This is a genomic window from Streptomyces sp. T39, from assembly GCF_008042045.1.
Classification (GTDB): Bacteria; Actinomycetota; Actinomycetes; order Streptomycetales; family Streptomycetaceae; genus Streptomyces.
Map to the genome: position 1 here is coordinate 1 of NZ_RDBP01000016.1, position 23,646 is coordinate 23,646.

Sequence of the window (23,646 nt, forward strand, 5' to 3'; positions counted from 1 at the left end):
CGCCGTGGTGCGTCCGCCCCCGGCGCCCCCAGGCGCCCCTTCCGCCCGCGCGGCGGAACGGAGTGGGCGGAAATACACTGAGGGCGGGCTGTGGAGCCCTGCCGGGCCGGCCGAGCGGGCGGATCAGGGGACGGGGCCAGGAGGAGGTCAAGGTGGCGCGGAGAGGCCCATGACCTGGCGACGTCATCCGCGGTCGGCCTCCGCCGACGACCTGCTCACCGCCCTCGACAGGCTGACGGACCGGGCACGCAAGAGCGCCGAGAGCCAGAAGGCCCGTGTCGAGCTCGCCGAGGCACTCCAGCGGTCCATGCTCCCCTCCGACCTGCCCGCGGTGCCGGGCCTGCGCGTGGCCGCCCGCTACGCCCCCGCCCGCAACGGTCTCGACATCGGCGGCGACTGGTACGACGGCTTCCTGCTCCCGGACGGTTCGCTCGGGCTCTCCATCGGCGACGTGCAGGGGCACGACGTCGAGGCGGCCGCCGTGATGGGGCAGATCCGCATCGGTCTGCGCGCCGTCGCGACCGCGACGGCGGACCCCGGCGAGATCCTGGGCCGCGCCAACGACCTGCTGCTCTCCGTCGACCAAGGCCTCTTCGCCACCTGCAGCTTCCTGCGGTTCGACCCGGTGACCGGAGTGGTGGAGAGCGCCCGGGCCGGCCATGTGCCGGCCGTCTGGGCGTCCGGCGAGGGGTGCGGGATCGCCGAGGACGAGACCGGGGTGCCGCTGGGGATCATGGCCGGCGAGACCTATCCCGTGGTCCGCCGCCGCCTCACCGAGGGCGCCGCCCTCGTCCTGGTGACCGACGGGGTCGTCGAGGGGCCCGCCTACCCGATCGAGGCGGGCCTCGCCGCAGTGGCGGAGCTGGTCGGCCGGGCGGTGGGGGAGCGCGCGTCGGCGGGCGAGCTCGCGGCCGGGGTGATGGGCGTCGCGGCGCGCACCGACCACACGGACGACGCCGCGGTCCTGGTGCTCATGGGCGCCGCCGCCGGGGCCGCCGGGGAGTGAGCCGGAGGCCCGGACGGTCCCGGGATCGGCGCCGCAGCGCGTGTCACGGCGACGGGGGGCCCACGGCGTTGTGTGATGACATGCGTGATCGGCAGCGAGCAACTGAGACGTCCGGCCGCAGCGGCGCTGCGCATCCTCGTCGTCGCGGGCGCCTACTGGCTGGGCGGCCGGATCGGCTTCACCGAGCGGGTGATCGTCGACGGCTCCGTCGTCACCCCGCTCTGGCCGCCCACCGGCATCGCGCTGACCGCTCTGCTGTGGAGGGGCATCTCGGTGTGGCCGGGCATCCTGATCGGGGCGCTGGCCACCATCGCGACGATCGGCACGGTGAGCGTCGAGGCCCTGGCCATCCTCGCCGGGAACACCCTCGCGCCCGTCTCGGCGTACCTGATGCTGCGGATCGCCGGCTTCCGGCCGGCTCTGGACCGGCTCAGGGACGGGGTCGCCCTCGTGTTCCTCGGCGCGCTCGCCGGGATGACGATCAGCGCGACGGCGGGGGCGGGCACGCTCGTCGTGAGCGGCTCGCTGGCGGCGCACGACTTCTGGACCATCTGGGCCGCCTGGTGGGCCGGGGACGCCATGGGCGTCCTCGTGGTCACGCCGATGCTGCTGGTGCTGCGCAGCACGGTCCGGCCGGAGGTGAAACGGGAGTTCTTCTGGACCGAGGCGGTGGTGCTCGCCGTGGTGGCCTTCGCGGTGGCCTGGGCCGCCACCCGCACCGAGTCCTCCCTCCTCTTCCTGGTCTTCCCCGTGCTGATCTGGGCCGCGCTGCGCTACCAGCTGGCGGGCTCCGCGCCCTGCACCCTGCTGATCTCGGTCCTCGCGGTCACCGCCGCCACGTCCGGGCAGGGGCCGTTCGAGGACCGCTCGATGCTGGAGACCATGGCTCTCCTCCAGGCGCTCAACGGCGCCTGCGCGCTCACGGGTCTGCTGCTGGGAGCCCTCGTCACCGAGCAGCTGGCGGTACGCCGCAGGATCGAGGAGGCCTGCGTGGCGCTGGCCGGCGTGGTCGACCAGCTCGCCCCCGGGGAGACGGCGCACCTGTGGCCGCTGCCCGGCGGGCCGTCGTCCGAGGGCGAGGAACCCCTGCGCCGCGCCTGAGGTGCCCGATCCGGCTCAGTCGAAGCGAACGGCCAGCAGACAGGCGTCGTCGTCGTGGGCGGAGCGCACGTACTCCTCGGCCAGCCGGTCGACGACGTCCCGCGGCGGGACGCCCCGGCACTCGGCCAGCGAGGCCGTCAGCTGGTCGATGCCCACCTCGATGTCCTGGCCGCGCCGCTCGACCACGCCGTCGGTGTACAGCAGCAGCACGTCGCCCGGCAGCATCGGGAACTCGGCGGTCTCGTAGGGATGCCCGGGCAGTGCCCCCAGCAGCGGCCCCCGGTGCCCGGTCGGCAGGGGGAACGCGCGCTCGCCCCGCAGCAGCAGGGGAGCGGGGTGACCGGCGCTGGACCAGCGCAGCACGCGGTCCCGTCCGTAGAAGCAGATCGCCACCGTCGCCGTGTCGACCGCCCAGTCGCCCGCCACCAGCTCGTTGAGCCAGGTGGTGACCGCTCCGGCGCCGGCCCCGGTCTGCGCGAGGCCGGCCACCGCGTACCGCTGCTGGGCCATCCGGGCCACGGCGTCCAGTCCGTGGCCGCTCGCGTCCCCGATCGCGATCAGCGCCTGTCCGTTGGCCAGCGGCCGGCACTTGAACCAGTCGCCGCCGACCGCCGCGTCCTGCTCGGCCGGCAGATAGGCGGCCGCCGCGGTCAGCCCCAGATCGGCGAGCCCCTCGGAGTACGACGGCAGCAGCGCCTCGCGCAGGGCGCCGGCCACGTGCCGTTCCGCCGCGGCCTGCTGCCGCAGCTGGTCGGCCTCGCCCTGCTTCTCCACCACCCGGCGGCGGCTGCGCATCTGCGGGGTGAGGTCGTGCGCCACGATCTGGATCGCCCAGGACCGTCCGTCGGTGTCCGTGACCGGCCGGCCCAGCAGGTCGACGGTGCGCTCCTCGCCCAGCACGGTGAACCGCACCCGGGTCCAGGCCGGTTCCTCGCCGGCCAGGACGGACGCGAGGAACTCGCCGAACGGTCCGGAGTCGGCGGGGACCAGCGCGTCGCACATCTCCAGCAGCGTCCACGGCAGGGCCGGATCGCTGCGGAAGATCCGCTGCATGCCCTCGGACCAGGTCACTGCCCCCGAGAGCAGGTCCCAGCGGCCCCACCCCATCGAGGCCAGGTGCTGGGCGTCGATGGTGAGCATCTCCGCCTGGCTGCGCACGGCGTGCCAGGTCGTCAGGACCTGTCCGTCGCAGGAGGCCGCGTAGTGCACCAGCTGCACCCGCCGCAGCTCCCCCTGACGCTCCTCGGTGTAGTCGACGACCCGCCCGGTGAGGGCGCGCCCCGTCTCCACCACCTCGCGCAGGGCGCCGATCAGGCCGCCGGCCGCGACGCCCGGCCGGGCGTCGGTGAACAGCCGGCCGACCAGCTGGTCGGGGGAGGGGAGCCACTCGACCGAGCGCACGTGGTTGCCCGCCCTGATGAGGAAGTCGGTGATCTCCCCGTCGTCGCCGCGCACCGGGGAGAGCAGCGCGGCGGAGACCGGCACGGCAGGCAGCGTGGCGCACAGGCAGGCCCACGGGTCGTGGTCCTCGCCGCCGTCCGAGCAGCTGTGGGAGGGGCCGGTGCCCAGGCCGCAGGCGCACTCCTGCGCGGTGTCCACGGCGACGGCCCGGTCGGCGTCCCGCACGGCCGGGGCCGCGGCGGCGCGCCGGCCCACCTCGGCGCGCAGCGTCTCGATCTCGCGCCGTACGAGGGCCTTGAGCGAGGCGATGTCCGGTGACTGGGGCAGCATCATGCGGTTTCCCTCACCCCGGCCGGGGGCCGGCTGCTCCGGCCGGATCGTGATCGCAGGTGCGTCGATCGTAGGCGCGGGCCCTCGCGGCGTGCGGGCCTGTGCGGCCGTACGGACCAGCGCGGCGCGGGGCGCCCGTGCCCGTGAAGATCTCCCGGGGCGGCCGGTGCGCCGCTACACTGTTCGCCCTGTCGACCACCTGTTGAAATACCGAACAAGCGGAAACAAGGGGGAACACCATGGGACGTCTCGTCCCCGCCGTGACCCGGGCCTTCGACATCCTCGAACTCTTCCTGGACGGCGACGGCACCCTGAGCGCGCCCGACATCGTCCGCAGACTGCAGCTGCCCCGCACCACCGTCCACGAGCTGCTGACCACCCTCGCGGCACGTTCCTACATCGTCCCGGTGGAGGGGCGCCAGGGCCGCTACCGCCTCGGTGTGCGCACCTACCAGCTCGGCAGCCGCTACGCGGAGCAGCTCGATCTCGCCAGGGAGGGGCAGGAGGTCGCCCGCACGGTCGCCGACACCTGCGGCGAGACGGTCCATGTCGCCGTCCTCGACGGCCCGGACGTCCTCTACATCGCCAAGGTCGACTCCACCCATGCCGTGCGCATGGTGTCCGCCGCCGGGCGCAGCCTGCCGGCGCACTGCACGGCCGTGGGCAAGATGCTGCTGGCCTCCCTGCCGGACGCCGAGCTCGACGCCCGGATCCCGCAGGACGGCGAACTCGCGGGCATGACGCCCAACAGCATCACCGACCCGGCCCGCCTGCGGGCCGAGCTCGCCGGCATCAGGGCTGCCAGGACCGCGCTGGAGAGCATGGAGTCCAACGCCGACGTCAGCTGTGTCGCGGCGCCCGTGCGCGACCGGGCGGGACGGGTCGTCGCCGCGCTGTCCGTCTCCGTGCCGATGATCCGCTGGAGCGAGGGGCGCCGTGCGGAGCTGGCCGAGCTGGCGGCCAAGGGCGCGGCCGAACTGTCCGGGCGCCTGGGCTTCCGGGGGCCGGCGTGACGACCGCGGTCGAGGTGGCGGTCCGCGACGACGCGGCCCTCGGCGAGGGGCCGACCTGGGACGCGGCGGCGCGCCGGCTGATATGGGTGGACATCCTGCGCTCGCGCGTCCACACCTTCGAACCCGCCGGCGGGCGCCGCACGGTGACGGCGACCGGGCAGCACGTCGGCGCGGCCAAGCCCCGCGCCGGCGGCGGGCTGGTGGTCAACCTGCGGGACGGGGTGGGGCTCTACGGCCCCGACGGCTCCTTCGGCTGGCTCCACCACGAGCCCGTCCCCGGCCGGCGGGGCAACGACGCCGCGGTCGCCCCGGACGGATCCCTGTGGGCCGGCACGATGCGGTACGACGAGGCCCCGGGAGCCGGGACGCTCACCCGGTACGACGCGGTGGGCGGCGCGACACCGCTGCTCCCGTCCGTGACGGTCAGCAACGGCACGGGCTGGAGCCCCGACGGCCGCCGTGTGTACTACATCGACTCCCCGACCCGGCGGATAGACGTCGTCGACCTGACCTCCGGCGCCCCCTTCCACGAGGCGCGCCGCCCGCTGGCGGTCGTCGAGGACGGCGCCGGATACCCCGACGGCCTCGCCGTGGACGCGGACGGCTGCGTGTGGGTGGCGCTCTGGGACGGCGGGGCGATCCGCCGGTACACGCCCGACGGACGACTGGACCGGGTCGTCGCCCTGCCGGTGCGCAGGCCCACCGCGTGCGCCTTCGGCGGCGCGGACCTGACCGATCTCTACATCACCTCGGCCCGTACCGGGCTCGGCGGGCCCCATCCGCTGTCCGGCTCCCTGCTGGTGATCCCCGGGGCGGGCCGGGGGCTGGAGCAGCCCGCCTTCGCCGGCTGATCCGCCGCGCGGGCCGGGTGCCCCCGCCCTCGGGGCCGGACGCCGTTCGGCGTCCCCCCGGGGCCCATTGACGCCCGGCCCGTCCGCGCATACGGTCCCGTTCGGAATCGCGATCACTGTGCGATATATCGAACGATCGAGAGGACAGCATGCCCGAGGCCACCGCGCTCCCCGCCGCCCGGTTCACACTCGACCGCGCGTTCACCGTCGGCAGGGTCGACCCCCGGCTCTTCGGCTCCTTCGTCGAGCACCTGGGGCGCTGCGTCTACACCGGCATCCACGAGCCGGGCCACCCCACGGCCGACGAGGACGGTCTGCGCACCGACGTCCTCGAACTGGTCCGCGAACTCGGCGTGACCGCGATCCGCTACCCCGGCGGCAACTTCGTCTCCGCCTACCGCTGGGAGGATTCGGTCGGCCCCGTCGACGAGCGCCCCCGGCGCCTCGACCCGGCGTGGCGGTCCACCGAGACCAACCGCTTCGGGCTGAGCGAGTTCGTCTCCTTCGTCGCCAAGGCCGGCCCGCAGGCCGAGCCGATGATGGCCGTGAACCTGGGCACGCGGGGTGTCGCGGAGGCCGTCGCGCTCCTGGAGTACGCCAACCACCCCTCGGGGACCGCGTGGTCGGACCTGCGGGCGGCGCACGGCGACCCGGAGCCGTACGGCATCCGCCTGTGGTGTCTGGGCAACGAGATGGACGGCCCCTGGCAGACCGGCCACAAGACGGCCCGGGAGTACGGCCGGCTGGCAGCGGAGACGGCCCGCGCCATGCGCCAGATCGACCCGGACCTGCGGCTCGTGGCCTGCGGCAGCTCCAGCCAGGCCATGCCCACCTTCGCCGCCTGGGAGGCGACGGTGCTGGAGGAGACGTACGACCTCGTCGACCATGTCTCCCTGCACGCCTACTACGAGGAGCACGACGGCGACCGCGACTCGTTCCTCGCCTCTGCCGTCGACATGGAGTCCTTCATCGAGAACGTCGTCGCCACCTGCGACCACGTGGGCGCCCGGCTGAAGTCGAAGAAGCGGATCCAGCTCTCCTTCGACGAGTGGAACGTCTGGTACATGACCCGCTTCCAGGCCGAGTCCGAGGCCGCGCCTCTCGACTGGCCCGAGGCGCCCAGGCTGCTGGAGGACAGCTACAGCGTCACCGACGCGGTGGTCGTGGGCTCCCTGCTGATCGCGCTGCTGCGGCACGCCGACCGGGTGACCGTCGCCTGCCTCGCCCAGCTCGTCAACGTGATCGCGCCGATCATGACCGAGCCCGGCGGCCCCGCGTGGCGGCAGACGACGTTCTTCCCGTTCGCCCAGGCGTCGCGCCACGGCCGGGGCGAGGTCCTCGACGTGCGCGTCGACTCGCCCACGTACGAGACCGCCCGCTACGGCGAGGTGCCGCTGCTGCACGCCACCGCCGTGCGGGACCCGGAGACCGGCGACGTCACGGTCTTCGCCGTCAACCGCAGCCGGCTGCGGCCGCTGCCGCTGCGGGTCGCGCTGAGCGGACTGGACGTCGGCACGGTCGTGGAGCACAGCGTGCTGGCCGACGCGGACCCGGACGCCCGCAACACCCTCGCCGACCCCGGACGCGTCGCGCCGCACGCGGGGGAGGGGGCCGTGCTGGCGGCGGGAACCCTGGAGGTCACCCTCGAACCCCTGTCGTGGAACGTGATCCGACTGGCCCGGAACGCCTGACGCACGCCGACGGACGCCGGGACCCGCTCTCCCCGGTCCCGGCACCCGTCGTCCGGCCGTCGGTCCGGCAACCCGGCCCGCCGGCCGCGCGCCGTCCGCCGGCCGCGCGCCGTCCGCCGGCCGCGCGCCGTCCGCCGGCCGCGCGCCGGCCGCGGCCGTCAGCCGTCCGAACCCGCCGCCCGCCGTCCGTCAGCCGTCAGCCGGGGGGCCGGCCCGCCGTGTCGGCGAAGCGGCGCAGCTCGCCCGGCAGACGGGAGCCGAGCGGCGACATGCCGTCGTCCGCGCCGTGCCGCGCCAGCAGGTCCAGCACCAGCCGCCCGCGCCGCACCCGCTCCGTGGCGGTGCTCAGCACCGTCTCGCGCAGATGCCGGCCCGACGGGTAGACGGACGGGGCCTTCGCCAGGCCGAACTTGAGGTAGAGCGGCGCGCCGCGCCGGATCAGCTCGGCCACCTCGTACATCCGGACGTACCCGCCGAGGTCGTCCGGGGCCTCCACGTACATGTCCATGGGCGCCGCGCTGACCCGGCGGATCTCGGTCAGATGCTGGAGCGTCAGATCGCTGGGCACGTTGAGCGAGTCCGCGCCGAGCCCCTCGAACACCGCGTACGCCGCCGGGTTGACCGGCCCGATCAGCGCGGACACCTTGAGCGTGGTGCCGGCCGGGATGATGCCCCGCGTCCTCGCCCGGTGCAGTGTCCACAAGACGCCCTCGTCCGCGACCAGCAGACAGCCGACGCCGAGGGAGGTCGCCCGGACCGCGTCCTCCACGCAGCCGGCGAGCGCGTCGTGGCCCCGGGCGCGCAGACCGCCGCCGCCCGAGTCCGTCCGGGTGGCCGCACCGGTGTCCCAGGTGCCGCGCGGACCGGTGAACAGGCAGAGCTCGACTCCGCGTTCGGCCGTGGCGGCCGCCATCTCCGCGATCTCGGCGTCGGTGAGCATCCAGACACCGCTGCCCTGGCTGACGCGGTGCACCGGCACGTCGAGCGCGGACGCCTCCGCGAGCACGGCGGTCAGCGCCTCGGGTCCCTCGACGGAGGGGATCTCGACGCGCCAGCGGCCGCCGTCGGGAAACGTGTGCGGCGAGGCGTCGGCGGGGTCGGGGTCCGGGCCGCCCAGGCCGAGCGCGGCGAGTGCCGGTTCGCCGGGGCGGCGGGGCGTGGAGGACGGGGACATGGGGCTCCTCGCGGGCAGTCGTTCGACATGTCGGATCGTGTTCGGAACGTGTGGTGCGGGGCGGCCCCCGCGGGGGCCGCCCCGGGTCAGGGGCGCAGCAGGACCTTGCCGACACCGGGATCGCCGGATCCCACCAGCGCGATCGCCTGCTCGAAGCCGTCGAGCGGCAGCTCGTGGGTGACCAGCGGCAGCGGCGTCAGCAGTCCGCAGGCGAAGGCGCGCACGGCGTGCGCCCATGCCGCGGGCGTCGCGCCGAACACCGTGCGCACCTCCAGCTGCCGCACCACGAGATCGGTGGGGTCGAGCCCGTGGGCGCCGGGCGCGGGGATCCCGGTGAGCACCAGGCGGCCGCCGCGCCGCAGCAGCGCGGCGGACGTGCGCGCCGCGGTCGGCGCGCCCGCCGCCTCGACGACCACGTCGTAGCCGCCGACGTCACCGGTCGGTTCGTCCGCCGTGCGGAATCGGGTGGCGCCCGAGGTCCGGGCGAGCGCGGCCCTCTCCCGGCTCAGACCCACCATCAGCAGTTCCGCCGGGGAGCAGGCCGCGAGCAGTTGGGCCGCCAGCATCCCGAGGGTGCCCGTGCCGACGACGGCCGCCCGCTGACCGGGCCGGACCGCGGCCCGCAGGGCGGCGGCCGCGGCGCAGGCGGCGGGCTCCAGCAGCGCGGCCGCCGTCAGATCGGCGTCGTCGGGGAGCGGGTGCAGCAGCCGGGCGGGCAGGGTGAGCGTGGGCGCCATGGCGCCGGGCAGGGTGAAGCCGGTCTCCTCGTACCCGGCCTCGCACAGGGTCGTCTCACCGGCGTGGCAGCGCTCGCACACCTGGCAGTTGCGGAACCCCTCGCCCACCGCCTTGCGGCCCACGAGCGCGGACGGCACGCCCTCGCCGACCGCGACGACGGTGCCCGACCACTCGTGGCCGGGCGTGACCGGGTACCGGACGTAGCCGGCCGGCCGGCTGCCCCGGTACACCTCGCGGTCGCTGCCGCAGACCCCGACGGCCGCGATCCCGACCTGGGCCTCGCCGGGCCCCGGCGGCCGGGGGGTGTGCTCCGCCAGCCGGAAGGCCCCGGGGCGGTCCAGCACCGCGGCCCGCGCGCCGGTGCCCATCACCGGCCGCCGCTGGGGTCGCGCTTCTCCCAGCCCTCGGCCCAGAGGTCGAACCTGGCCTGCTGCTGCGGGAACTCGGCCGCAGCCTCCGCGTCGAACTCGACGCCGAGTCCCGGGGCGTGGGACAGCTCGAAGTGGCCGTCGACGACCTCCGGGGCGCCCTTGACCGCCTTCTTGATCTCGGCGTCGGCGAAGTCGTTGAAGTGTTCGAGGATCTTGAAGTTCGGGGTGGAGAAGCCGACCTGGAGCGAGGCGGCCGTGAGCACCGGGCCGCCCACGTTGTGCGGGGCGAGCAGCATGTAGTGGGTCTCGGCGGTCGCCGCCAGCTTGCGGGTCTCCAGGATGCCGCCGATGTGGCCCACGTCCGGCTGGAGGATGTCGGCGGCCTGGGACTCGAACAGCTCGCGGAACTCGATCCGGTCGTGGATGCGTTCGCCGGTGGCCACCGGCAGGTCGACCCTGTCGGCGACCTTCTTCAGCGCCTTCAGGTTCTCCGGCGGCACCGGCTCCTCCAGCCACGCCGGCCGGTAGGGGGCGAGTTCACGGGCGAGCCGCACCGCCGTCGAGGGGGAGAAGCGGCCGTGCATCTCCAGCATGAGTTCGGCGTCCGGCCCGATCGCGTCGCGGACGGCCTCGATGAGGGACACGGCGTACAGCGTCTGCTCGTGCGACAGTTCGTAGTGGCCGGTGCCGAACGGGTCGATCTTCAGGGCCCGGTAGCCGCGCTCCATCACGCCGCGCGCCGCCGCGTGGTAGGCCTCGGGGGTGCGTTCGGTGGTGTACCAGCCGTTGGCGTACGCCTTCACCCGGTCGGTGACGCTGCCGCCGAGCAGCTGCCAGACCGGCACGCCGAGCGCCTTGCCCTTGATGTCCCAGCAGGCCATCTCGACACAGGCGATGCCCGACATGACGATCTCGCCGGCCCGCCCGTAGTCGCCGTACTTCATCCGGCGCACCAGGTCCTCGATCGCGAAGGGGTCGGACCCGGCGACGTGGTTGGCCTCCGCCTCGCGCAGATAGCCGATCAGCGCGTCGGTGCGCCCGAGCATCCGGGTCTCCCCGATGCCCGTGAGCCCCTCGTCCGTGTGCACCTGGACATAGGTCAGATTCCGCCACGGCGTTCCGATCACATGCGTGCTGATGCCCGTGATGCGCACGGCGTTTCCCTCCTCGTTCGATATTTCGACTGACGTTCGAAATGCTGCCGTGACAGTAAGGAGATCGCCGAGGGGTGTCAACAGCCCCGCACGGGGCGGACGGCGGCGCGCACACCGCGGCCCCGGGCGGGGGTGGTCCCCCGCCCGGGGCCGCGGTGTGCGCGAGGGCGGCGTCAGGGCAGCGGAGTGCCCCCGGTGGCGTTGACGATCTCCCCGGTGATGTAACTCGCCGCGGGCGAGGCGAGGAAGACGTACGCCGGCGCCATCTCCGCCGGCTGCGCGGGCCGCCCGAGCGGGGACTGCTTGCCGAACTCCGTGGTGTCGGGCATGGTCGCCGGGATGAGCGGCGTCCACACCGGGCCCGGCGCCACCGCGTTCACCCGCACCCCCCGCTCGGCCACCATCTGGGCCAGACCCTGCGTGAAGGTGACGATGGCGCCCTTCGTCGTCGCGTAGTCCAGCAGATGCGGGCTGGGCTTGTAGGCCTGCACCGACGTGGTGTTGATGATGCAGCCGCCCCGGGGGACGTGGGGGAGCGCCTTCTTGGACAGCCAGAACATGCCGTAGAGGTTGGTCCGCACCACCCGGTCGAACTGCTCCGTGCCGATGTCCTCGATGCCGCCGGGCTGCGACATCTGGTAGGCGGCGTTGTTGACGAGCACGTCGATCCTGCCGAACCGGTCGACGGCGGCCTCGATCAGCGCGTCGCAGTTCTCCTCGAACCGGATGTCGCACTCGACGGCCACCGCCTCCCGCCCGGCCTCCTCGACGAGCCGGGTGGTCTCCGCCGCGTCCTGCTTCTCCTCGGCCAGATGGGTGAAGACCACATCGGCGCCCTCGCGGGCGAACGCGAGCGAGACGGCCCGCCCGATCCCGGAGTCGCCGCCCGTCACGACGGCGACGCGGCCGGCCAGCAGCCCATGGCCCACATAGGTGTCCTCGCCGTGGTCCGGCGGCGGGTCCATCGGGCCCGTCCAGCCCGGCGGGGACTGCTCCTGGTCGGCGAAGTCGGGGCGGGGGTGCCGGGTGACGGGGTCGTCCCCGTCCTGGTGCGCTGTCACGTCTCTCCTCCTTCTCGAACGTCGTGGCCGAGGGCGCCCGCCCGGATCACGCGCCGGCGGGGGCCCGGTCCAAGGGCACGCGCAGGCTGCTGCGGCCGGCCTGCCAGGCGGACATCAGCTGTACCCCGAAACGGTCCTCCACCCATCCGGTGGCCGCCACTCCGAAGGCGATGTCCCGGGCCAGGGCGGGCTCGTCCTCCAGCAGCCCCCCGATCACGTCCCTGCGCACCACCTGCTCGTGCACGGCGTCGGCGGTGACGTGCTCGGCGTAGAAGTGCTCGGCAGCCGGCCCCGCCTCCAGACGCCGCATCGCCCCGGCCAGCCGCCGGGAGCCCGGGGACGACGTCGTCTCCACCGCGGCGAAATGGCCGACGAGAGCGCCGCGCAGCGCCCGGTGCAGCCCGAAGAGCGACATCAGATTGACGGTGACCAGCATCTCGGCCGACGCGGCGTCCGCGTAGCGCCCGTAGGAGTCGTCGAGCCCGAGGTCCCGCATCAGCGCGGCGAAGAGTTCGGCGTGCACCCGCTCGGCGCGCCCTCCGCCGAACTCGTCGTACTCGACCGCGACGAACGCGGCCTTGGCCCTGCCGCGCAGCCGCGGGATCACCCACGCGTGCGGGTCGGCCTCCTTGAGGTGGTACAGGGACCGGTGGGCCGCGTACTCGCGCATCTGCGCCAGGGTGCCCTCGTCGCGCAGATGGTACGAGACGCCGGTGCCCGACACGGGCTCGACGAGGATGGCGTCCAGCACCGCGTCCAGATCCGGGTGCCCGGCGGTCCCCTCCCGCAGGGCGTCGAGGAACCGGCGCTCCAGGGCGGCCCGCAGGCGCAGCAGTTCCGGGTCCCACTCCCAGGTCGGATCGACGCCGGTGAAGCCCCGGTAGTGCAGTTCGTAGCAGAGGTACAGGGCGAGTTGCAGGTCGTCGCCGAGGGGGTCGGCACGCGCGGCGAGGGCCGGGCCGGGCACGGCCCGGCCGACCGGGCCGCGCAGCGCGCCGAGCAGGCCGGCCGAGACCTCCCCGCGGCCGTCCGGCAGCGGCGCGCTCCGGATGGCCGGGGCGGCGGATGTCGTCGGGGCGCTGGTCATGAGCGGCTCCTGCGGCGGTGGCTGGTGTCGCACCACGGATAGGTGCGGCTGCGGCGGCAGGTGCAGACGGCCACCTTGAACCGGTCCGACGCGACGACCGTGCCGTCGTCGAGGGTGAGTTCCACGGGGCCGTCGACGAGCAGCGGGCCTTCGCCGGTCAGCACCATCCGCCGCGGCGGCGTCGGGTCAGCGGGGGCGTTCGGCACGGATGATCACCAGTCCTTCCATGGTCTCGCCGGGGGCGATGAGGCCCCGGCTCTGCAGCCAGGCCGCTCTGGAGCGCAGCACCGGGCCGAACGGCACCTGCCGGCGGCAGACGACCTCGGCCTTCAGGCCCTGCCGTCTCAGATGGGTGAGGGTCGGCACTGTGCCGGACAGCGCGGAGTGCACCAGCAGCAGCGCGCCGCCGGGCTTCAGCAGCCGCGGCGCGCCCGCGCAGACGCGGTCGAGGACGGCCCGGCCGTCGGGACCCGCGTCCCAGGCGACACTCCGTCCGGACGTCGGCAGCCTCGGCGAATCCGCGGGCACATAGGGCGGGTTGCACAGGATCAGGTCGAAGCGGCACCGGGCGACCGGCTCGAACAGGTCCCCGCGCACCACCCGTACGGGCAGGCTCGCGCGGGCCGAGTTGAGCCGGGCGGCCGCCACGGCCTGCTCCGACAGGTCGACCGCGGTGACCCGCGCACCGTAGGCCGCGGCGACCAGGGCCAGCGCGCCGCTGCCGGTGCACAGGTCGAGCACGTCCGACCCCGGCCGGGGCGGTGCCCGGTGGACCGCCTCGGCGAGCAGTCGGGTGTCGGCCTGGGGTGCATAGACCTCCGAGCCGTCCGCGGGCCGGTGGTCCGGCGGACGGGCGGTCCGCGACGAGGTCTCCGTCATGCTCTCCTGCCTCTCGGGCGATGGGGGGTGGGGTACGGGCGAGGGGCGGGGTGTCCCCGGTCAGGGCTGGAACAGCACCTTCACCGCGCCGTCCCGCTTCTTCTGGAACATCTCGTAGGCCGCCGGCGCGTCGCCGAGCGGCAGCCGGTGGGTCGCGAAGTCCTCGACTCCGAGGGGGTCGCCGTCGGTGACCAGCGGCAGCAGGTCGTCGATCCAGCGCCGTACGTTCGCCTGCCCCATCCGCAGCTGGATCTGCTTGTCGAACATCTTGAGCAGCGGCAGCGGGTCGGCCATGCCGCCGTAGACGCCGGAGAGCGAGACCGTCCCGCCCCTGCGGACGAGGTCGATGGCGAGGCGGAGGGCGGGCAGCGGGTCGATCCCCGCCCGTTCCATCATCCTGGTGGCCAGCGCGTCGGGCAGCAGTGTCGTCAGCTGCTGGGCGCCCTTCGCCGCCGGGCTGCCGTGCGCCTCCATGCCGACGGCGTCGATGACCGCGTCCGGTCCGCGTCCGTCGGTGACGTCACGGATGGCGTCGGCCAGCTTGTCGCCGTAGCTCTCCAGGTCGAAGACGTGCACCCCGCGCGCCTTGGCGCGCTCCAGCCGCTCCGGCACCAGATCGACGCCGATGACCTGCCCCGCGCCCCGGTGCATGGCGATCCGGGCGCACATGTCGCCGATCGGCCCGAGTCCGAGCACGGCGACGCTGCCGCCGGGCGGGATCGCGGCGTACTCCACGGCCTGCCAGGCCGTGGGCAGCACGTCGGAGAGGTAGACGAAACGGTCGTCCGGCGGGCCGTGGGGGACCTTGACGGGCAGGTGGTCGCCGAACGGTACGCGGAGGTACTCCGCCTGCCCGCCCGGCACCTGCCCGTACATCTTGGTGTAGCCGAACAGGGAGGCGCCCTTGCCGTAGGCGGTCACCTGCGTCGTCTCGCACTGCGAGTGCAGTCCGTGACCGCACATGTGGCAGGTTCCGCAGGACACGTTGAACGGCACCACCACCCGGTCGCCCGGTGCGAGTGCCGTGACCTCGGGGCCGGTCTCCTCGACGACGCCCATGGGCTCGTGCCCGAGGATGTCGCCGGGATCCAGGTAGGCCCCGAGCAGTTCGTACAGATGCAGGTCCGAGCCGCACAGTCCCGTGGTGGTGATCTTCACGATCACATCCGTCGGGTCCTCGATGGCGGGGTCGGGGACGGTGTCCACGCGTACATCGCGCTTCCCGTGCCAGGTCAGAGCTTTCATGATCGCTTCCCGCTGTGGTCTCGTTCGGCGGCGGCGCCGCCCGGCGCTTTCGTCTCCCGGCGCCGAGTACCCGGTATGCCGGTTTTCATGAGCGCGCCGGTCCGTCCGGCCTCCGGGGCGCCGCCCGTGACGAAAGGGACGTGGGGAGCGCCGGGATCGGGGTAACGGCATGGGTATGGAACGGCGACAACGGCGACAAGCACTGGACCAGCGCGAGGCACCCGTACTCGAGGCCCTCGCGGCCTACGCCGCGGCGGACGAGATCGGCTTCACGCCACCCGGCCACAAACGGGCCCGCGGCGCGGACCCGGAGGTGCGCAAAATCCTGGGGGACGCGGTCTTCCACGGCGACGTCCTCGCCAGCGGCGGGCTGGACGACCGGCGGCAGCGCAACCGGGTGCTGGAGCGCGCGGAACGGCTGATGGCCGAGGCCGTGCACGCGGAGCACACCTTCTTCACCACCTGCGGCAGCTCGCTGTCGGTGAAGGCCGCCATGCTGACCGTGGCCCACCCCCACGAGAAGCTCCTCGTGGGCCGCGACGCCCACAAGTCGGTGGTGTCCGGCCTGATCCTCTGCGGCATCGAGCCCGTGTGGGTGGAGCCCGCCTGGGACGCCGAACGGCACCTGGCGCACCCGCCCACCGCGGACTCCTACGAGAAGGCGTTCCGCGAGCACCCCGACGCCCGCGGCGCCCTGGTCACCAGCCCCACCCCCTACGGATCGGCCGCCGACCTCCCCGCCGTCGCCGAGGTGTGCCACCGGCGCGGCAAGCCGCTGGTCGTGGACGAGGCCTGGGGCGCCCATCTGCCCTTCCACCCCGACCTGCCGGCCTGGGCGATGGACGCGGGCGCGGACGTCTGCGTCACCAGCGTCCACAAGATGGGCAGCGGCCTGGAGCAGAGCTCGGTCTTCCACCTCCAGGGCGATCTCGTCGACCCGGACGCCCTCGCCTCCCGCGCCGACCTCCTCGGCACGACCAGCCCGTCGGTGCTGATGTACGCGGGAATCGACGGCTGGCGGCGCCAGATGGCCCTGGACGGCGAACGGATCCTCTCCCGCACGCTGGACCTGGCCGCGCGGGTGCGGCGGGACATCGAGGCGATCGAGGGGCTGCACGTCCACGACGCGGCCGACTTCTGCGGGCCCGGCCTGGCCGCCGAGTTCGATCCGCTGCCCGTGGTGATGGACATCGCGGACCTCGACATCAGCGGCTACGACGCCGCCGACTGGCTGCGCGAGCACCACCGCATCGACATGCACCTCTTCGACCACCGGCGCATCAGCGCCCAGCTCACCCACGCCGACGACGAGGACACCACCGGCATCCTGCTGACCGCGCTGCGCGACCTGGTGCGCCACGCGCAGGACCTCCGGCCGCCGCCGCGCGTGGAGGTGCCCGACCCCGCCGCACTGCGCATGGAGCAGGCGTGCCTGCCGCGCGACGCCTTCTTCGCCGCCACCGAGGACGTGCCCCTGGAGAAGGCGGCCGGCCGGGTCGCCGCGGAGATGGTCACCCCGTACCCGCCGGGCATCCCGGCGGTGCTGCCGGGCGAGGTCCTCACCGAGCCCGTGCTGCGCTATCTGCGCTCCGGCGTCGACGCGGGAATGAACATCCCCGACACGGCGGACGGCGCGCTGCGCACCATCCGCGTCAGCGCCGGCGACCCGGCCTGAGCGGCCCCCGGCGCATGGTGCCCGCGCCCCCGGGTACCCGGTCCGTCCCGGGCCGGTCCCCCTCGGCTCTCCCGGACATCCCGGCGATCACGACGGAAAGGCGGCCGACATGAGCGGCGGTGCGAACCACAGGACGGACGGCCTGCGCGTGGTGGTCGTCGGCGCGACCGGCAACGCCGGCACGAGCGTGGTGCAGGCCCTCGCGGCGCACCCGCGGGTCTCCTCGGTGCTCGGCATCGCGCGCCGCGTGCCGGGCTGGCGTCCGGAGGGGGTGCGCTGGGCGGCGGTGGACATCGAGCCGGGCGGCGAGGACCTCGTACCGCACTTCGCGGACGCGGACGCCGTCGTCCATCTGGCCTGGAAGTTCCGGCCCACCCATGACCCGGCGACCACCTGGCGCACCAACGTGCTGGGCAGCGTCAGGGTCTTCGACGCGGTCGCCGCCGCGGGTGTGCCGGCGCTGGTCCACGCCTCCTCCGTCGGCGCGTACTCGCCCGGCCCCAAGAACCGCAGGGTGGACGAGAGCTGGCCGACGCACGGCTGGCCCCAGGCGGCCTACTGCCGGGAGAAGGCCTACCTCGAACGCCTCCTCGACGCCTACGAGCAGGCGCACCGGGACGTCCGGGTGGTCCGGATGCGGCCGGGGTTCCTCTTCAAGCGGGAGGCGGCCGCCGAGCAGTTGCGCATCTTCGGCAACAGGCTCCTCCCGCCCCAGCTGGTGCGCCGGGGTCTGCTGCCCGCGGTGCCCGATCTGCCCGGGCTGGCCTTCCAGGCGCTGCACACCGACGACGCGGCGGACGCCTACCGCGAGGCCGTGCTGCGGCCGGTCCGCGGCGCGTTCAACCTGGCCGCCGACCCGCCGCTGAACGCGGCCGAACTGGGGCGGCTGCTGCACGCCAGGCCGCTGCGGCTGCCGTCGCCGCCGGTGCGGGCCGCGATATCCGCGGCGTGGCGGCTGCGGATGGTGGGCGCGTCGCCCGACCTCTTCGACGCCGTGCTGCGCCTGCCGCTGCTGGACAGCTCACGGGCGCGCGCGGAGCTCGACTGGCAGCCGCGCTGGACGGCCGTGGAGGCGATGCAGCAGTTCTTCGACGGGCTGCGCGACCGGGCCGGCATGGACACCGCACCGCTGGCCGTCTGAGAGGCGGCGCGTGTTTCGGGCGACCGAGCCCGGGCACTCGCCGCCTATGGTGCAAATCGGATACACGATGATGACCGAGCAGGCCGGCCCGCGGCAGCTGGTGAACCACGTGGTCCACGCCGAGGACGTCGGCTTCGACTTCTCGGTCACCTCCGACCACGCCTTCCCCTGGCTGCGGTCGCAGGGCCACTCGCCGTACGCCTGGAGCGTTCTCGGCGCCGCCGCGCAGGCGACCACCGAGATCCCGCTCATGACGTACGTGACCTGCCCGACGATGCGTTACCACCCGGCGGTCGTCGCCCAGAAGGCGGCCACCGTGCAGCTGCTGTCCGAGGGCCGCTTCCGGCTGGGCCTCGGCTCCGGGGAGAACCTCAACGAGCACATCGTCGGCGCCTGGCCGCCGGCCGACGTCCGGATCGACATGCTGCGGGAGGCGGTCGAGATCATCCGGGCGCTCTTCCGCGGCGAACACGTCAGCAGGCGCGGCGGCCACTTCACCGTGGAGTCGGCCCGGCTGTGGGACGTGCCCGACGTCGCCCCGCCCATCGGCGTCGCCGCCTCCGGCGGCCGGTCCTGCCGCCTTGCGGGCGAACTCGCCGACGTCCTCGTCGCGACCGAGCCGAAGTCCTCCCTGGTGGACGCCTTCGACCGGGCGGGCGGCCGGGGCAAGCCGCGCGTCGGGCAGCTCCCCATCTGCTGGGACACCGACCGCGACCGGGCGGTGCAGCGGGCGCACGACCAGTTCCGCTGGTTCAGCGGGGGCTGGAAGGTCAACTCGGAACTGCCGCACCCCGACTCCTTCGACGCCGCGACACAGTACGTACGACCGGAGGACGTGGCGGAGTCGATCCCCTGCGGCGACGACCCGCAGGCCGTCGTGGAGGCCGTACGGCAGTTCACGGACGCCGGCTTCACCGAGGTCGCGCTCGTCCAGATCGGCGGCGACACCCAGCACGACTTCCTGGAGTGGGCGGGCGCCAAGCTCCTGCCGCAACTGCGGTCCCTGTGACCGGACTCCGTACCGCACCCGTGGCCCCCGCCGATCCCGGCGGGGGTCACGGGTGAACGACAGCCGGCCGGCGGCGTGCCGCGCGCACGGAAGGGTTGCGCGGGACGCCGCCGACCGGAGGCCGTACGGTGCTGCGGGAGGCCCTACATCATCGGGTCGAGGTCCTCGGTGCGACGACGCGACTCGTGCTGCTCCGTCTGCTCGCGCAGCTGGCGGGCCTTGTCCTGGAGCCGCCTGCGCTCCTGCGGGTCGGACGTGCGCTCGGCCGCCTGCTCCATCTCCTGGGCCTTGCGGCGGACCTGCTGGGCACGGGCCTGGAACTCGTCTGCAGCGCTCATGATCACTCCTTTGTGATGGGGGTGAGCGGGCCACATCAGAGAAACAGGGCTCCGGTCACCGCGCATGTCGAACGGTCACCGACCGCGATACGGCCTGGTGAAGCCCTTGATCGACAGCCCGGTCAGGGGAGTTGGAGCGGCCTGCGCGCCCCGCGGCGCGGACCGTCAGCGCGCCGGGGGCAGCCGCTCGGGCACCTGGGTCAGCAGCAGCCGGCCGTCCGACCGGACGTTGCACTCCGCTATGACCCGCTCGGCCGTGCTGGTCTCCCCGTCCCGCGCGGTCAGGCGCAGCGTCACCGTCACCTCGCCGAGGCCCGAACGCGGCCCGTCCGCCTCGGCGAGCATCCGGTAGAGGGTGTTCGGCCAGCGGTCGGGGTCGGTGTCGTGCCAGATCCGCAGCTCGCCCGCGCTGTGCCGGCAGTGCTGGCCCCCGTGCGGTTCCTGGAGCAGCGAATGGCTCATGGGCAGCGCGCCGAACAGCGGGGCCAGCCGGGTGCGCAGCGCGTCGTTCTCGACCAGCCGGTGCTGCTGCCAACTCCGGCCCGTGGGCACGGTCATGCGCAGCGCGGCGAGCACATAGGCATGGCCCGCGGGTGAGTTGACCGGATGGTCCTCGCGCCACTGGGGCCAGGCGACCGCCCGGGGCGGCAGCGGATGCGCACTGCCGGGCACGTGTTCCCGCCCGGCCGGACGCAGCACCTGATCGTCTTTCACCGGAGAATTATGGCGTACCCGGAGCCCGTTCGGGCGAGACGGGACGCGGCGTTCTCCGGCGGGGCGCGGAGCCGTCGTCAGCGCGGCGGGTCGTCCGGGGGCAGCAGCGGGCCGAGCGGACCGAGGTCGAGGTTCAGATCGCCCAGGGTCAGCCCGTACTCCGCGCACAGCGCGCTCATCCGGTCGTGGAGGATCATCAGCGTCGACCCGAGGCGCTCCTCCTGCTCATCGGTGAGGTCGCCCTGGTCCACGCGGTGCAGGGCCTGCCGTTCCATGAGCTGGCGCAGCAGTTCCACCAGGGTCAGGACGAGCCGGACGAGGTCGCGCTCCACGGTGTCGGGGTCGGCGGCGATCCGGCGGGACGGCGTGCGGGCCCGGTCGCCCGGCGCGGGCAGGTCGCCCTCCATGGCGGGCAGCAGGCGGAAGGCACGCGCGGCGGCCTCGGCGACCTCGTCGAAGCGCGGCGGGGGGCGGCCGTCCGGCCGGTCAGCCGTCATCACGGTCCTCGTCGCTGCGGTCCTCGTCGCTGCGGTCCTCCGGCGGGCGGGACGCGGGCCACGGGGAGGGGGTGTCGGGCCCGATCGAGACGATCAGGGCCCGCAGCGACACCCGCACCAGATCGATGTCCGCGATCGACAGCACCACGTCCCCGGTGATCACGACCCCGCCGGTGAGCAGCCGGTCGAGGAGGTCGATCAGCGCCACCTGCCGTTCCGGCAGCGGCTCCCGGGGAGGTGCCGGCGCCCGGCGCTCGGGCAGCGGCTCCCGGGCAGGTGACCGGCGCGCGGAGGGCGTCCGAGGGGTGGACGCCGTGACCGGCCGGTCCGGGAGGGGCCCGCGGGTCTCCGCCCGCCTCGCCCCGCCGCCGGCCTCCGGCCCGGTCACGGTCCGCTCCCGCCCTCTGCCGCCCGCTCCTGCTGTTCCCGCTCCTCGGGCGGCACGGCGAAGGAGTACGGCGCCCAGGGCCCCGTGACCTCCACCCGCACGCCCGTGAGCCCCTCCGCGGCACTCTCCACGTCGGCACGGAACGCCTCGCCGCGGCCGTCGGGCACCAGATAGGCGTCGTTGAGCACGTTCTCGCCGGCGCCACCGGCGAGCGACCCCTGCTGCACCCGGTGGCGGGCCCGGCCCGTCGCGTACCGCAGAGCGGTCTCCTCCGCACGTCCGGCGGCCGTCCTGGCGTCCTGGTAGACCTCCTCCCGCCCGCTCCGCTGCTCGCGCCGCCGGCGCAGGTACGAGCGGCCGGGGGAGAGGCCGTCCTCCACGGGCGCCGGGGGAGGGGCGGCCGCCGCCGGGTCCGCGTACACCTTCACTCCCCACTCCCGGTGCCCGGCCAGCAGCGCCAGACGTTCGGCGAACGCGGGCGCCCCCTCGTCCAGCGCCGTGCGCGCGCTGCCGTCGTCCACGTACACGGTGGCCAGCCGCAGCGGCAGCACGGTGGTCACCGCCGTCAGGGCCTCGACGACCGCGTGATGGGCGCGGGCGACGGTCTCCAGCCACTCCAGCTCCTCCAGACGCCGCCGCAGGGCCTCCTCCCGGAAGTCGTCGGCGGGGACGTCGCTCACCGCGAGCAGCACCGCGGGCTCCCGGCTGCCGGCCGCCAGACGCACGGGGGCACCGGCGACACCCCTGAGCGTGTCCGCCACCGCCTCGGTCCCGTCGGCGGCACGGAGAACGGCGTACGCGTAGACGACCCGTTCACTCATCGGCGTCCCGCTCGCCTCGGGTGCGGCTCTCCCGTGCGGGGAGCTCCGCCTCGCCGCGCAGCGCCTCGATCTCCGCCCGCAGCCGGCGGTTCTCCTCCGCCAGGGACTGCCGGCCGGCCCGGTGCCCGGACGTCATCTCCTCGTCCCTCGCCCGCGAGGAGAGCGAGGGATCGTGCTCCCACCAGTCGATGCCCATCTCCTTCGCCTTGTCGACGGATGCGACGAGGAGACGGAGTTTCACGGTCAGCAGCTCGATGTCCAGCAGGTTGATCCGGATGTCACCCGCGATGACGATGCCCTTGTCCAGGACCCGTTCGAGGATGTCGGCGAGATTGGCGGACGAGCCCTGCTGCGCGTACGGCGACACGGCCGACGGGCCCGCCCTGGTCGGATACGAGCCGAGTCCGCCGGGGGTTTGGTCGCTCACGATGTGTCCTCGCCTTTCCGCGCAGGTACGCCGCGTGGTCGGGGGTGTGGCCTCCCGCCGGCGCCGGTCAGGTCCGTTCGCCGGCCCTGAACGCCCTGATCTCGTCGAGCCGGTCGAGCAGTTCGTCCTCGCGCCGGTCGAACGTCGCCTCGTCGATCTCACCCGAGAGCAGCTGCTGTTCCAGGCCGGCGAGTGCCCGGTGGATCGGCGCGGGGTCGTAGTACTGGTCCTCCGCCGCCTCCAGAACGCGTTCGGACACCCACACGACGCCCCGCACGGGCGCCAGGGGCAGGGTGACGAGCTGGGTGAACAGTCCCATGGTGATCCCTCAGACGAAGCTGTACGGCGGAAGAGGCCCGGTGAGCCGGAAGTCCAGGTCCTCCCCCATCTGGTTGGCCACGCTCAACTCCGTGGCGAGGAAGAGCTCTTCCTTGTCCGCGGGCACGAGGAAGGAGACGTTGAGGAAGTCCTCGCCCAGTGGTGCCGTCTGCATGTGGTCCCGTGCGAACGGGCGCAGGGCCTCGACCACCCCGGAGGCCAGCGCCTCCTGACGGGCCTGCACCTCGGCCGCGACCATCTCACCGAGCCGCACCGGGGCGTCGGGGCCGGCGGAACCGCCTCGGATCTCCTCGTTGAGCCGGCGGGCCTCCCCCGACGATTCGAGGATCTGCCGCAGCAGCGACTCCTCCTCCTGCGCGGCCTTCAGGTTGTATTCCGCGCACCCCTCCAGGGCGCGCAGGCGGTCCAGGTACTCGTCGGCCCGCTCCTCGAGCGCGAGACGCACGGCCTCGTCGTCCGGAGCCATCAGCCCGAACCGCAGCGGCAGCACCGTGCCGTCGGACATCAGGGCGTCCTGCACCTGCTGATGGGCCCCGAGATCGCGGCGCTTGGCGCGCAGGTCGTCGGGGGCGTCACTGACCACCGCGCACAGCGGTCCGGCTGCCACGACGCGCAGCGCGGCGGGCGGATCACCGACCCCGTGCAGGTCGTCGAGGTGCGCGGGGTGCTGCTTGCCGATGACGGAGTAGATGTAGACGGCCATGTCCTATTCCTTCTCGCGGGACGGCTCCCGTTCCCGGCGCGAGGTGCGCCTGGCCGGGCGGCGACGCCGCTCGGCGGGCTCCTTCTCCCGGGTCTCCTCGTCCTCGTCCCCGTCGTCCTCGGCGTCGTCGTCACGCCCGGTGACGCCCTTGACGGAATCGGTGACGGCTTCCACCGCTCCGGACAGCGCGCCCTTGGACTTGCCCTTGGCGCCGCTCTCCAGGGTGTCGCCGACGATGTCGGTCAGTTGGGCCGGCTGCCTGCTCCCGGCCTCCAGGTCGAGCCGGTTGACCGCCTCCGCGAACCGCAGATAGGTGTCGACGCTGGCCACGACGATCCTGATGTCGATCTTCAGGATCTCGATGCCGACCAGGGACACCCGGATGAAGATGTCGATGACGAGTCCGCGGTCGAGGATCAGTTCCAGGACGTCGTACAGACTGCCCGTACCGCCGCGGGAAACGCTGCTGTTGCCTTGCGGCACCACGGTCAT

26 protein-coding genes are annotated in these 23,646 nt (G+C 74.0%); 8 read left to right on the forward strand and 18 right to left on the reverse strand.

The genetic code is table 11. The features are described 5' to 3' along the window. The first annotated feature begins 169 nt into the window (after nt 1-169). Nucleotides 170-1,006, forward strand: a complete 837-nt coding sequence (locus EAO77_RS18620) for a PP2C family protein-serine/threonine phosphatase (RefSeq protein WP_147989416.1) — start codon at nt 170-172, stop codon at nt 1,004-1,006. Nucleotides 1,007-1,090: 84 nt separating this feature from the next. Then, a complete protein-coding gene (locus EAO77_RS18625; RefSeq protein ID WP_147989417.1) occupies nt 1,091-2,107 on the forward strand; it encodes an MASE1 domain-containing protein in 1,017 nt (338 codons plus the stop codon). 15 nt (nt 2,108-2,122) lie between these two features. On the opposite strand, the gene EAO77_RS18630 is transcribed toward EAO77_RS18625, so the two are convergent. Then, entirely contained in the window at nt 2,123-3,841 is a 1,719-nt protein-coding gene (locus tag EAO77_RS18630; RefSeq protein WP_147989418.1) for a PP2C family protein-serine/threonine phosphatase, read from the reverse strand. A gap of 236 nt (nt 3,842-4,077) precedes the next feature. Between EAO77_RS18630 and EAO77_RS18635 the strand changes: the two genes are divergently transcribed. The 3 genes from EAO77_RS18635 (at nt 4,078) to EAO77_RS18645 (ending at nt 7,393) form a co-directional block, all read left to right on the forward strand. Continuing rightward, nucleotides 4,078-4,851: an IclR family transcriptional regulator gene (locus tag EAO77_RS18635; protein ID WP_147989419.1), complete on the forward strand. Its 774-nt coding sequence runs from the start codon at nt 4,078-4,080 to the stop codon at nt 4,849-4,851. Next, nucleotides 4,848-5,702 carry an SMP-30/gluconolactonase/LRE family protein gene (locus EAO77_RS18640; protein WP_147989420.1) on the forward strand — a complete coding sequence of 285 codons (855 nt, stop codon included), beginning with the start codon at nt 4,848-4,850 and terminating at the stop codon, nt 5,700-5,702. Before EAO77_RS18635 ends, EAO77_RS18640 begins: the two co-directional genes overlap by 4 nt. Before the next feature lie 149 nt (nt 5,703-5,851). Then, nucleotides 5,852-7,393 carry an alpha-N-arabinofuranosidase gene (locus tag EAO77_RS18645; RefSeq protein ID WP_147989421.1) on the forward strand — a complete coding sequence of 514 codons (1,542 nt, stop codon included), beginning with the start codon at nt 5,852-5,854 and terminating at the stop codon, nt 7,391-7,393. 196 nt (nt 7,394-7,589) lie between these two features. Here the strand turns inward: EAO77_RS18645 and EAO77_RS18650 are convergent, their stop codons facing one another. From EAO77_RS18650 to EAO77_RS18685, 8 genes are all read right to left on the reverse strand, one after another. Then, a complete protein-coding gene (locus EAO77_RS18650) occupies nt 7,590-8,567 on the reverse strand; it encodes a hypothetical protein (protein WP_147989422.1) in 978 nt (325 codons plus the stop codon). An 86-nt stretch (nt 8,568-8,653) separates the two neighbouring features. Then, nucleotides 8,654-9,673 (reverse strand): zinc-dependent alcohol dehydrogenase, encoded by a 1,020-nt coding sequence (locus EAO77_RS18655; RefSeq protein WP_147989423.1) that lies wholly within the window; start codon nt 9,671-9,673, stop codon nt 8,654-8,656. Continuing rightward, on the reverse strand, nt 9,673-10,830 hold the full coding sequence (locus tag EAO77_RS18660) for a mandelate racemase/muconate lactonizing enzyme family protein (RefSeq protein WP_147989424.1): 1,158 nt from the start codon (nt 10,828-10,830) through the stop codon (nt 9,673-9,675). The genes EAO77_RS18655 and EAO77_RS18660 overlap by 1 nt, the downstream gene beginning before the upstream one ends. 173 nt (nt 10,831-11,003) lie before the next feature. Further along, entirely contained in the window at nt 11,004-11,891 is an 888-nt protein-coding gene (locus tag EAO77_RS18665) for an SDR family oxidoreductase (RefSeq protein WP_147989425.1), read from the reverse strand. A gap of 46 nt (nt 11,892-11,937) precedes the next feature. After that, nucleotides 11,938-12,978, reverse strand: coding sequence for an iron-containing redox enzyme family protein (locus EAO77_RS18670; protein WP_147989426.1), 1,041 nt, complete (start codon nt 12,976-12,978; stop codon nt 11,938-11,940). Continuing rightward, a complete protein-coding gene (locus EAO77_RS18675) occupies nt 12,975-13,184 on the reverse strand; it encodes a CDGSH iron-sulfur domain-containing protein (RefSeq protein WP_147989427.1) in 210 nt (69 codons plus the stop codon). The genes EAO77_RS18670 and EAO77_RS18675 overlap by 4 nt, the downstream gene beginning before the upstream one ends. Beyond that, on the reverse strand, nt 13,165-13,857 hold the full coding sequence (locus tag EAO77_RS18680; RefSeq protein ID WP_147989428.1) for a HemK2/MTQ2 family protein methyltransferase: 693 nt from the start codon (nt 13,855-13,857) through the stop codon (nt 13,165-13,167). Before EAO77_RS18680 ends, EAO77_RS18675 begins: the two co-directional genes overlap by 20 nt. A 60-nt stretch (nt 13,858-13,917) precedes the next feature. Next, nucleotides 13,918-15,102, reverse strand: a complete 1,185-nt coding sequence (locus EAO77_RS18685) for a zinc-dependent alcohol dehydrogenase (RefSeq protein ID WP_147989429.1) — start codon at nt 15,100-15,102, stop codon at nt 13,918-13,920. A 175-nt stretch (nt 15,103-15,277) separates the two neighbouring features. Between EAO77_RS18685 and EAO77_RS18690 the strand changes: the two genes are divergently transcribed. The 3 genes from EAO77_RS18690 (at nt 15,278) to EAO77_RS18700 (ending at nt 18,927) form a co-directional block, all read left to right on the forward strand. After that, nucleotides 15,278-16,777, forward strand: coding sequence for an aminotransferase class I/II-fold pyridoxal phosphate-dependent enzyme (locus EAO77_RS18690; protein ID WP_147989430.1), 1,500 nt, complete (start codon nt 15,278-15,280; stop codon nt 16,775-16,777). 109 nt (nt 16,778-16,886) lie between these two features. After that, nucleotides 16,887-17,918: an NAD-dependent epimerase/dehydratase family protein gene (locus EAO77_RS18695; RefSeq protein WP_147989431.1), complete on the forward strand. Its 1,032-nt coding sequence runs from the start codon at nt 16,887-16,889 to the stop codon at nt 17,916-17,918. Between the two features lie 46 nt (nt 17,919-17,964). Further along, nucleotides 17,965-18,927: an LLM class F420-dependent oxidoreductase gene (locus tag EAO77_RS18700; RefSeq protein ID WP_147989432.1), complete on the forward strand. Its 963-nt coding sequence runs from the start codon at nt 17,965-17,967 to the stop codon at nt 18,925-18,927. A 143-nt stretch (nt 18,928-19,070) separates the two neighbouring features. On the opposite strand, the gene EAO77_RS18705 is transcribed toward EAO77_RS18700, so the two are convergent. The 9 genes from EAO77_RS18705 to gvpJ all read right to left on the reverse strand — a co-directional run bounded on the left by EAO77_RS18705 (nt 19,071) and on the right by gvpJ (nt 23,646). Beyond that, a complete protein-coding gene (locus EAO77_RS18705) occupies nt 19,071-19,265 on the reverse strand; it encodes a DUF6381 family protein (RefSeq protein WP_147989433.1) in 195 nt (64 codons plus the stop codon). 165 nt (nt 19,266-19,430) lie between these two features. Continuing rightward, nucleotides 19,431-19,979 (reverse strand): hypothetical protein, encoded by a 549-nt coding sequence (locus EAO77_RS18710; protein WP_261994018.1) that lies wholly within the window; start codon nt 19,977-19,979, stop codon nt 19,431-19,433. Nucleotides 19,980-20,056: 77 nt separating this feature from the next. Further along, complete coding sequence (locus EAO77_RS18715; RefSeq protein ID WP_147989434.1) at nt 20,057-20,476, reverse strand: gas vesicle protein K; 420 nt, start codon at nt 20,474-20,476, stop codon at nt 20,057-20,059. Then, nucleotides 20,466-20,738: a gas vesicle protein gene (locus tag EAO77_RS18720; RefSeq protein WP_147989517.1), complete on the reverse strand. Its 273-nt coding sequence runs from the start codon at nt 20,736-20,738 to the stop codon at nt 20,466-20,468. Before EAO77_RS18720 ends, EAO77_RS18715 begins: the two co-directional genes overlap by 11 nt. A 122-nt stretch (nt 20,739-20,860) precedes the next feature. Continuing rightward, nucleotides 20,861-21,685 (reverse strand): GvpL/GvpF family gas vesicle protein, encoded by an 825-nt coding sequence (locus EAO77_RS18725; RefSeq protein WP_147989435.1) that lies wholly within the window; start codon nt 21,683-21,685, stop codon nt 20,861-20,863. Next, entirely contained in the window at nt 21,678-22,112 is a 435-nt protein-coding gene (locus EAO77_RS18730; protein WP_147989436.1) for a gas vesicle protein, read from the reverse strand. The genes EAO77_RS18725 and EAO77_RS18730 overlap by 8 nt, the downstream gene beginning before the upstream one ends. Before the next feature lie 67 nt (nt 22,113-22,179). After that, nucleotides 22,180-22,431 (reverse strand): gas vesicle protein GvpG, encoded by a 252-nt coding sequence (locus tag EAO77_RS18735; RefSeq protein WP_147989437.1) that lies wholly within the window; start codon nt 22,429-22,431, stop codon nt 22,180-22,182. Between the two features lie 9 nt (nt 22,432-22,440). Further along, nucleotides 22,441-23,154, reverse strand: a complete 714-nt coding sequence (locus EAO77_RS18740) for a GvpL/GvpF family gas vesicle protein (protein ID WP_147989438.1) — start codon at nt 23,152-23,154, stop codon at nt 22,441-22,443. 3 nt (nt 23,155-23,157) lie between these two features. Continuing rightward, the gene (gene gvpJ / locus EAO77_RS18745; RefSeq protein ID WP_147989439.1) at nt 23,158-23,646 is read right to left on the reverse strand and encodes a gas vesicle protein GvpJ; all 489 of its coding nucleotides are present in this window, start codon (nt 23,644-23,646) and stop codon (nt 23,158-23,160) included.

Coding starts and splice junctions, on each gene's coding strand:
- EAO77_RS18685 (WP_147989429.1), bottom strand. CDS start 15,102: ATGAAAGCTCTGACCTGGCACGGGAAGCGCGATGTACGCGTGGACACC.
- EAO77_RS18700 (WP_147989432.1), top strand. CDS start 17,965: ATGGTGCAAATCGGATACACGATGATGACCGAGCAGGCCGGCCCGCGG.
- EAO77_RS18650 (WP_147989422.1), bottom strand. CDS start 8,567: ATGTCCCCGTCCTCCACGCCCCGCCGCCCCGGCGAACCGGCACTCGCC.
- EAO77_RS18670 (WP_147989426.1), bottom strand. CDS start 12,978: ATGACCAGCGCCCCGACGACATCCGCCGCCCCGGCCATCCGGAGCGCG.
- EAO77_RS18690 (WP_147989430.1), top strand. CDS start 15,278: ATGGAACGGCGACAACGGCGACAAGCACTGGACCAGCGCGAGGCACCC.
- EAO77_RS18680 (WP_147989428.1), bottom strand. CDS start 13,857: ATGACGGAGACCTCGTCGCGGACCGCCCGTCCGCCGGACCACCGGCCC.
- EAO77_RS18635 (WP_147989419.1), top strand. CDS start 4,078: ATGGGACGTCTCGTCCCCGCCGTGACCCGGGCCTTCGACATCCTCGAA.
- EAO77_RS18630 (WP_147989418.1), bottom strand. CDS start 3,841: ATGATGCTGCCCCAGTCACCGGACATCGCCTCGCTCAAGGCCCTCGTA.
- gvpJ (WP_147989439.1), bottom strand. CDS start 23,646: ATGACCGTGGTGCCGCAAGGCAACAGCAGCGTTTCCCGCGGCGGTACG.
- EAO77_RS18620 (WP_147989416.1), top strand. CDS start 170: ATGACCTGGCGACGTCATCCGCGGTCGGCCTCCGCCGACGACCTGCTC.
- EAO77_RS18740 (WP_147989438.1), bottom strand. CDS start 23,154: ATGGCCGTCTACATCTACTCCGTCATCGGCAAGCAGCACCCCGCGCAC.
- EAO77_RS18725 (WP_147989435.1), bottom strand. CDS start 21,685: ATGAGTGAACGGGTCGTCTACGCGTACGCCGTTCTCCGTGCCGCCGAC.
- EAO77_RS18695 (WP_147989431.1), top strand. CDS start 16,887: ATGAGCGGCGGTGCGAACCACAGGACGGACGGCCTGCGCGTGGTGGTC.
- EAO77_RS18705 (WP_147989433.1), bottom strand. CDS start 19,265: ATGAGCGCTGCAGACGAGTTCCAGGCCCGTGCCCAGCAGGTCCGCCGC.
- EAO77_RS18655 (WP_147989423.1), bottom strand. CDS start 9,673: ATGGGCACCGGCGCGCGGGCCGCGGTGCTGGACCGCCCCGGGGCCTTC.
- EAO77_RS18735 (WP_147989437.1), bottom strand. CDS start 22,431: ATGGGACTGTTCACCCAGCTCGTCACCCTGCCCCTGGCGCCCGTGCGG.
- EAO77_RS18715 (WP_147989434.1), bottom strand. CDS start 20,476: ATGACGGCTGACCGGCCGGACGGCCGCCCCCCGCCGCGCTTCGACGAG.
- EAO77_RS18645 (WP_147989421.1), top strand. CDS start 5,852: ATGCCCGAGGCCACCGCGCTCCCCGCCGCCCGGTTCACACTCGACCGC.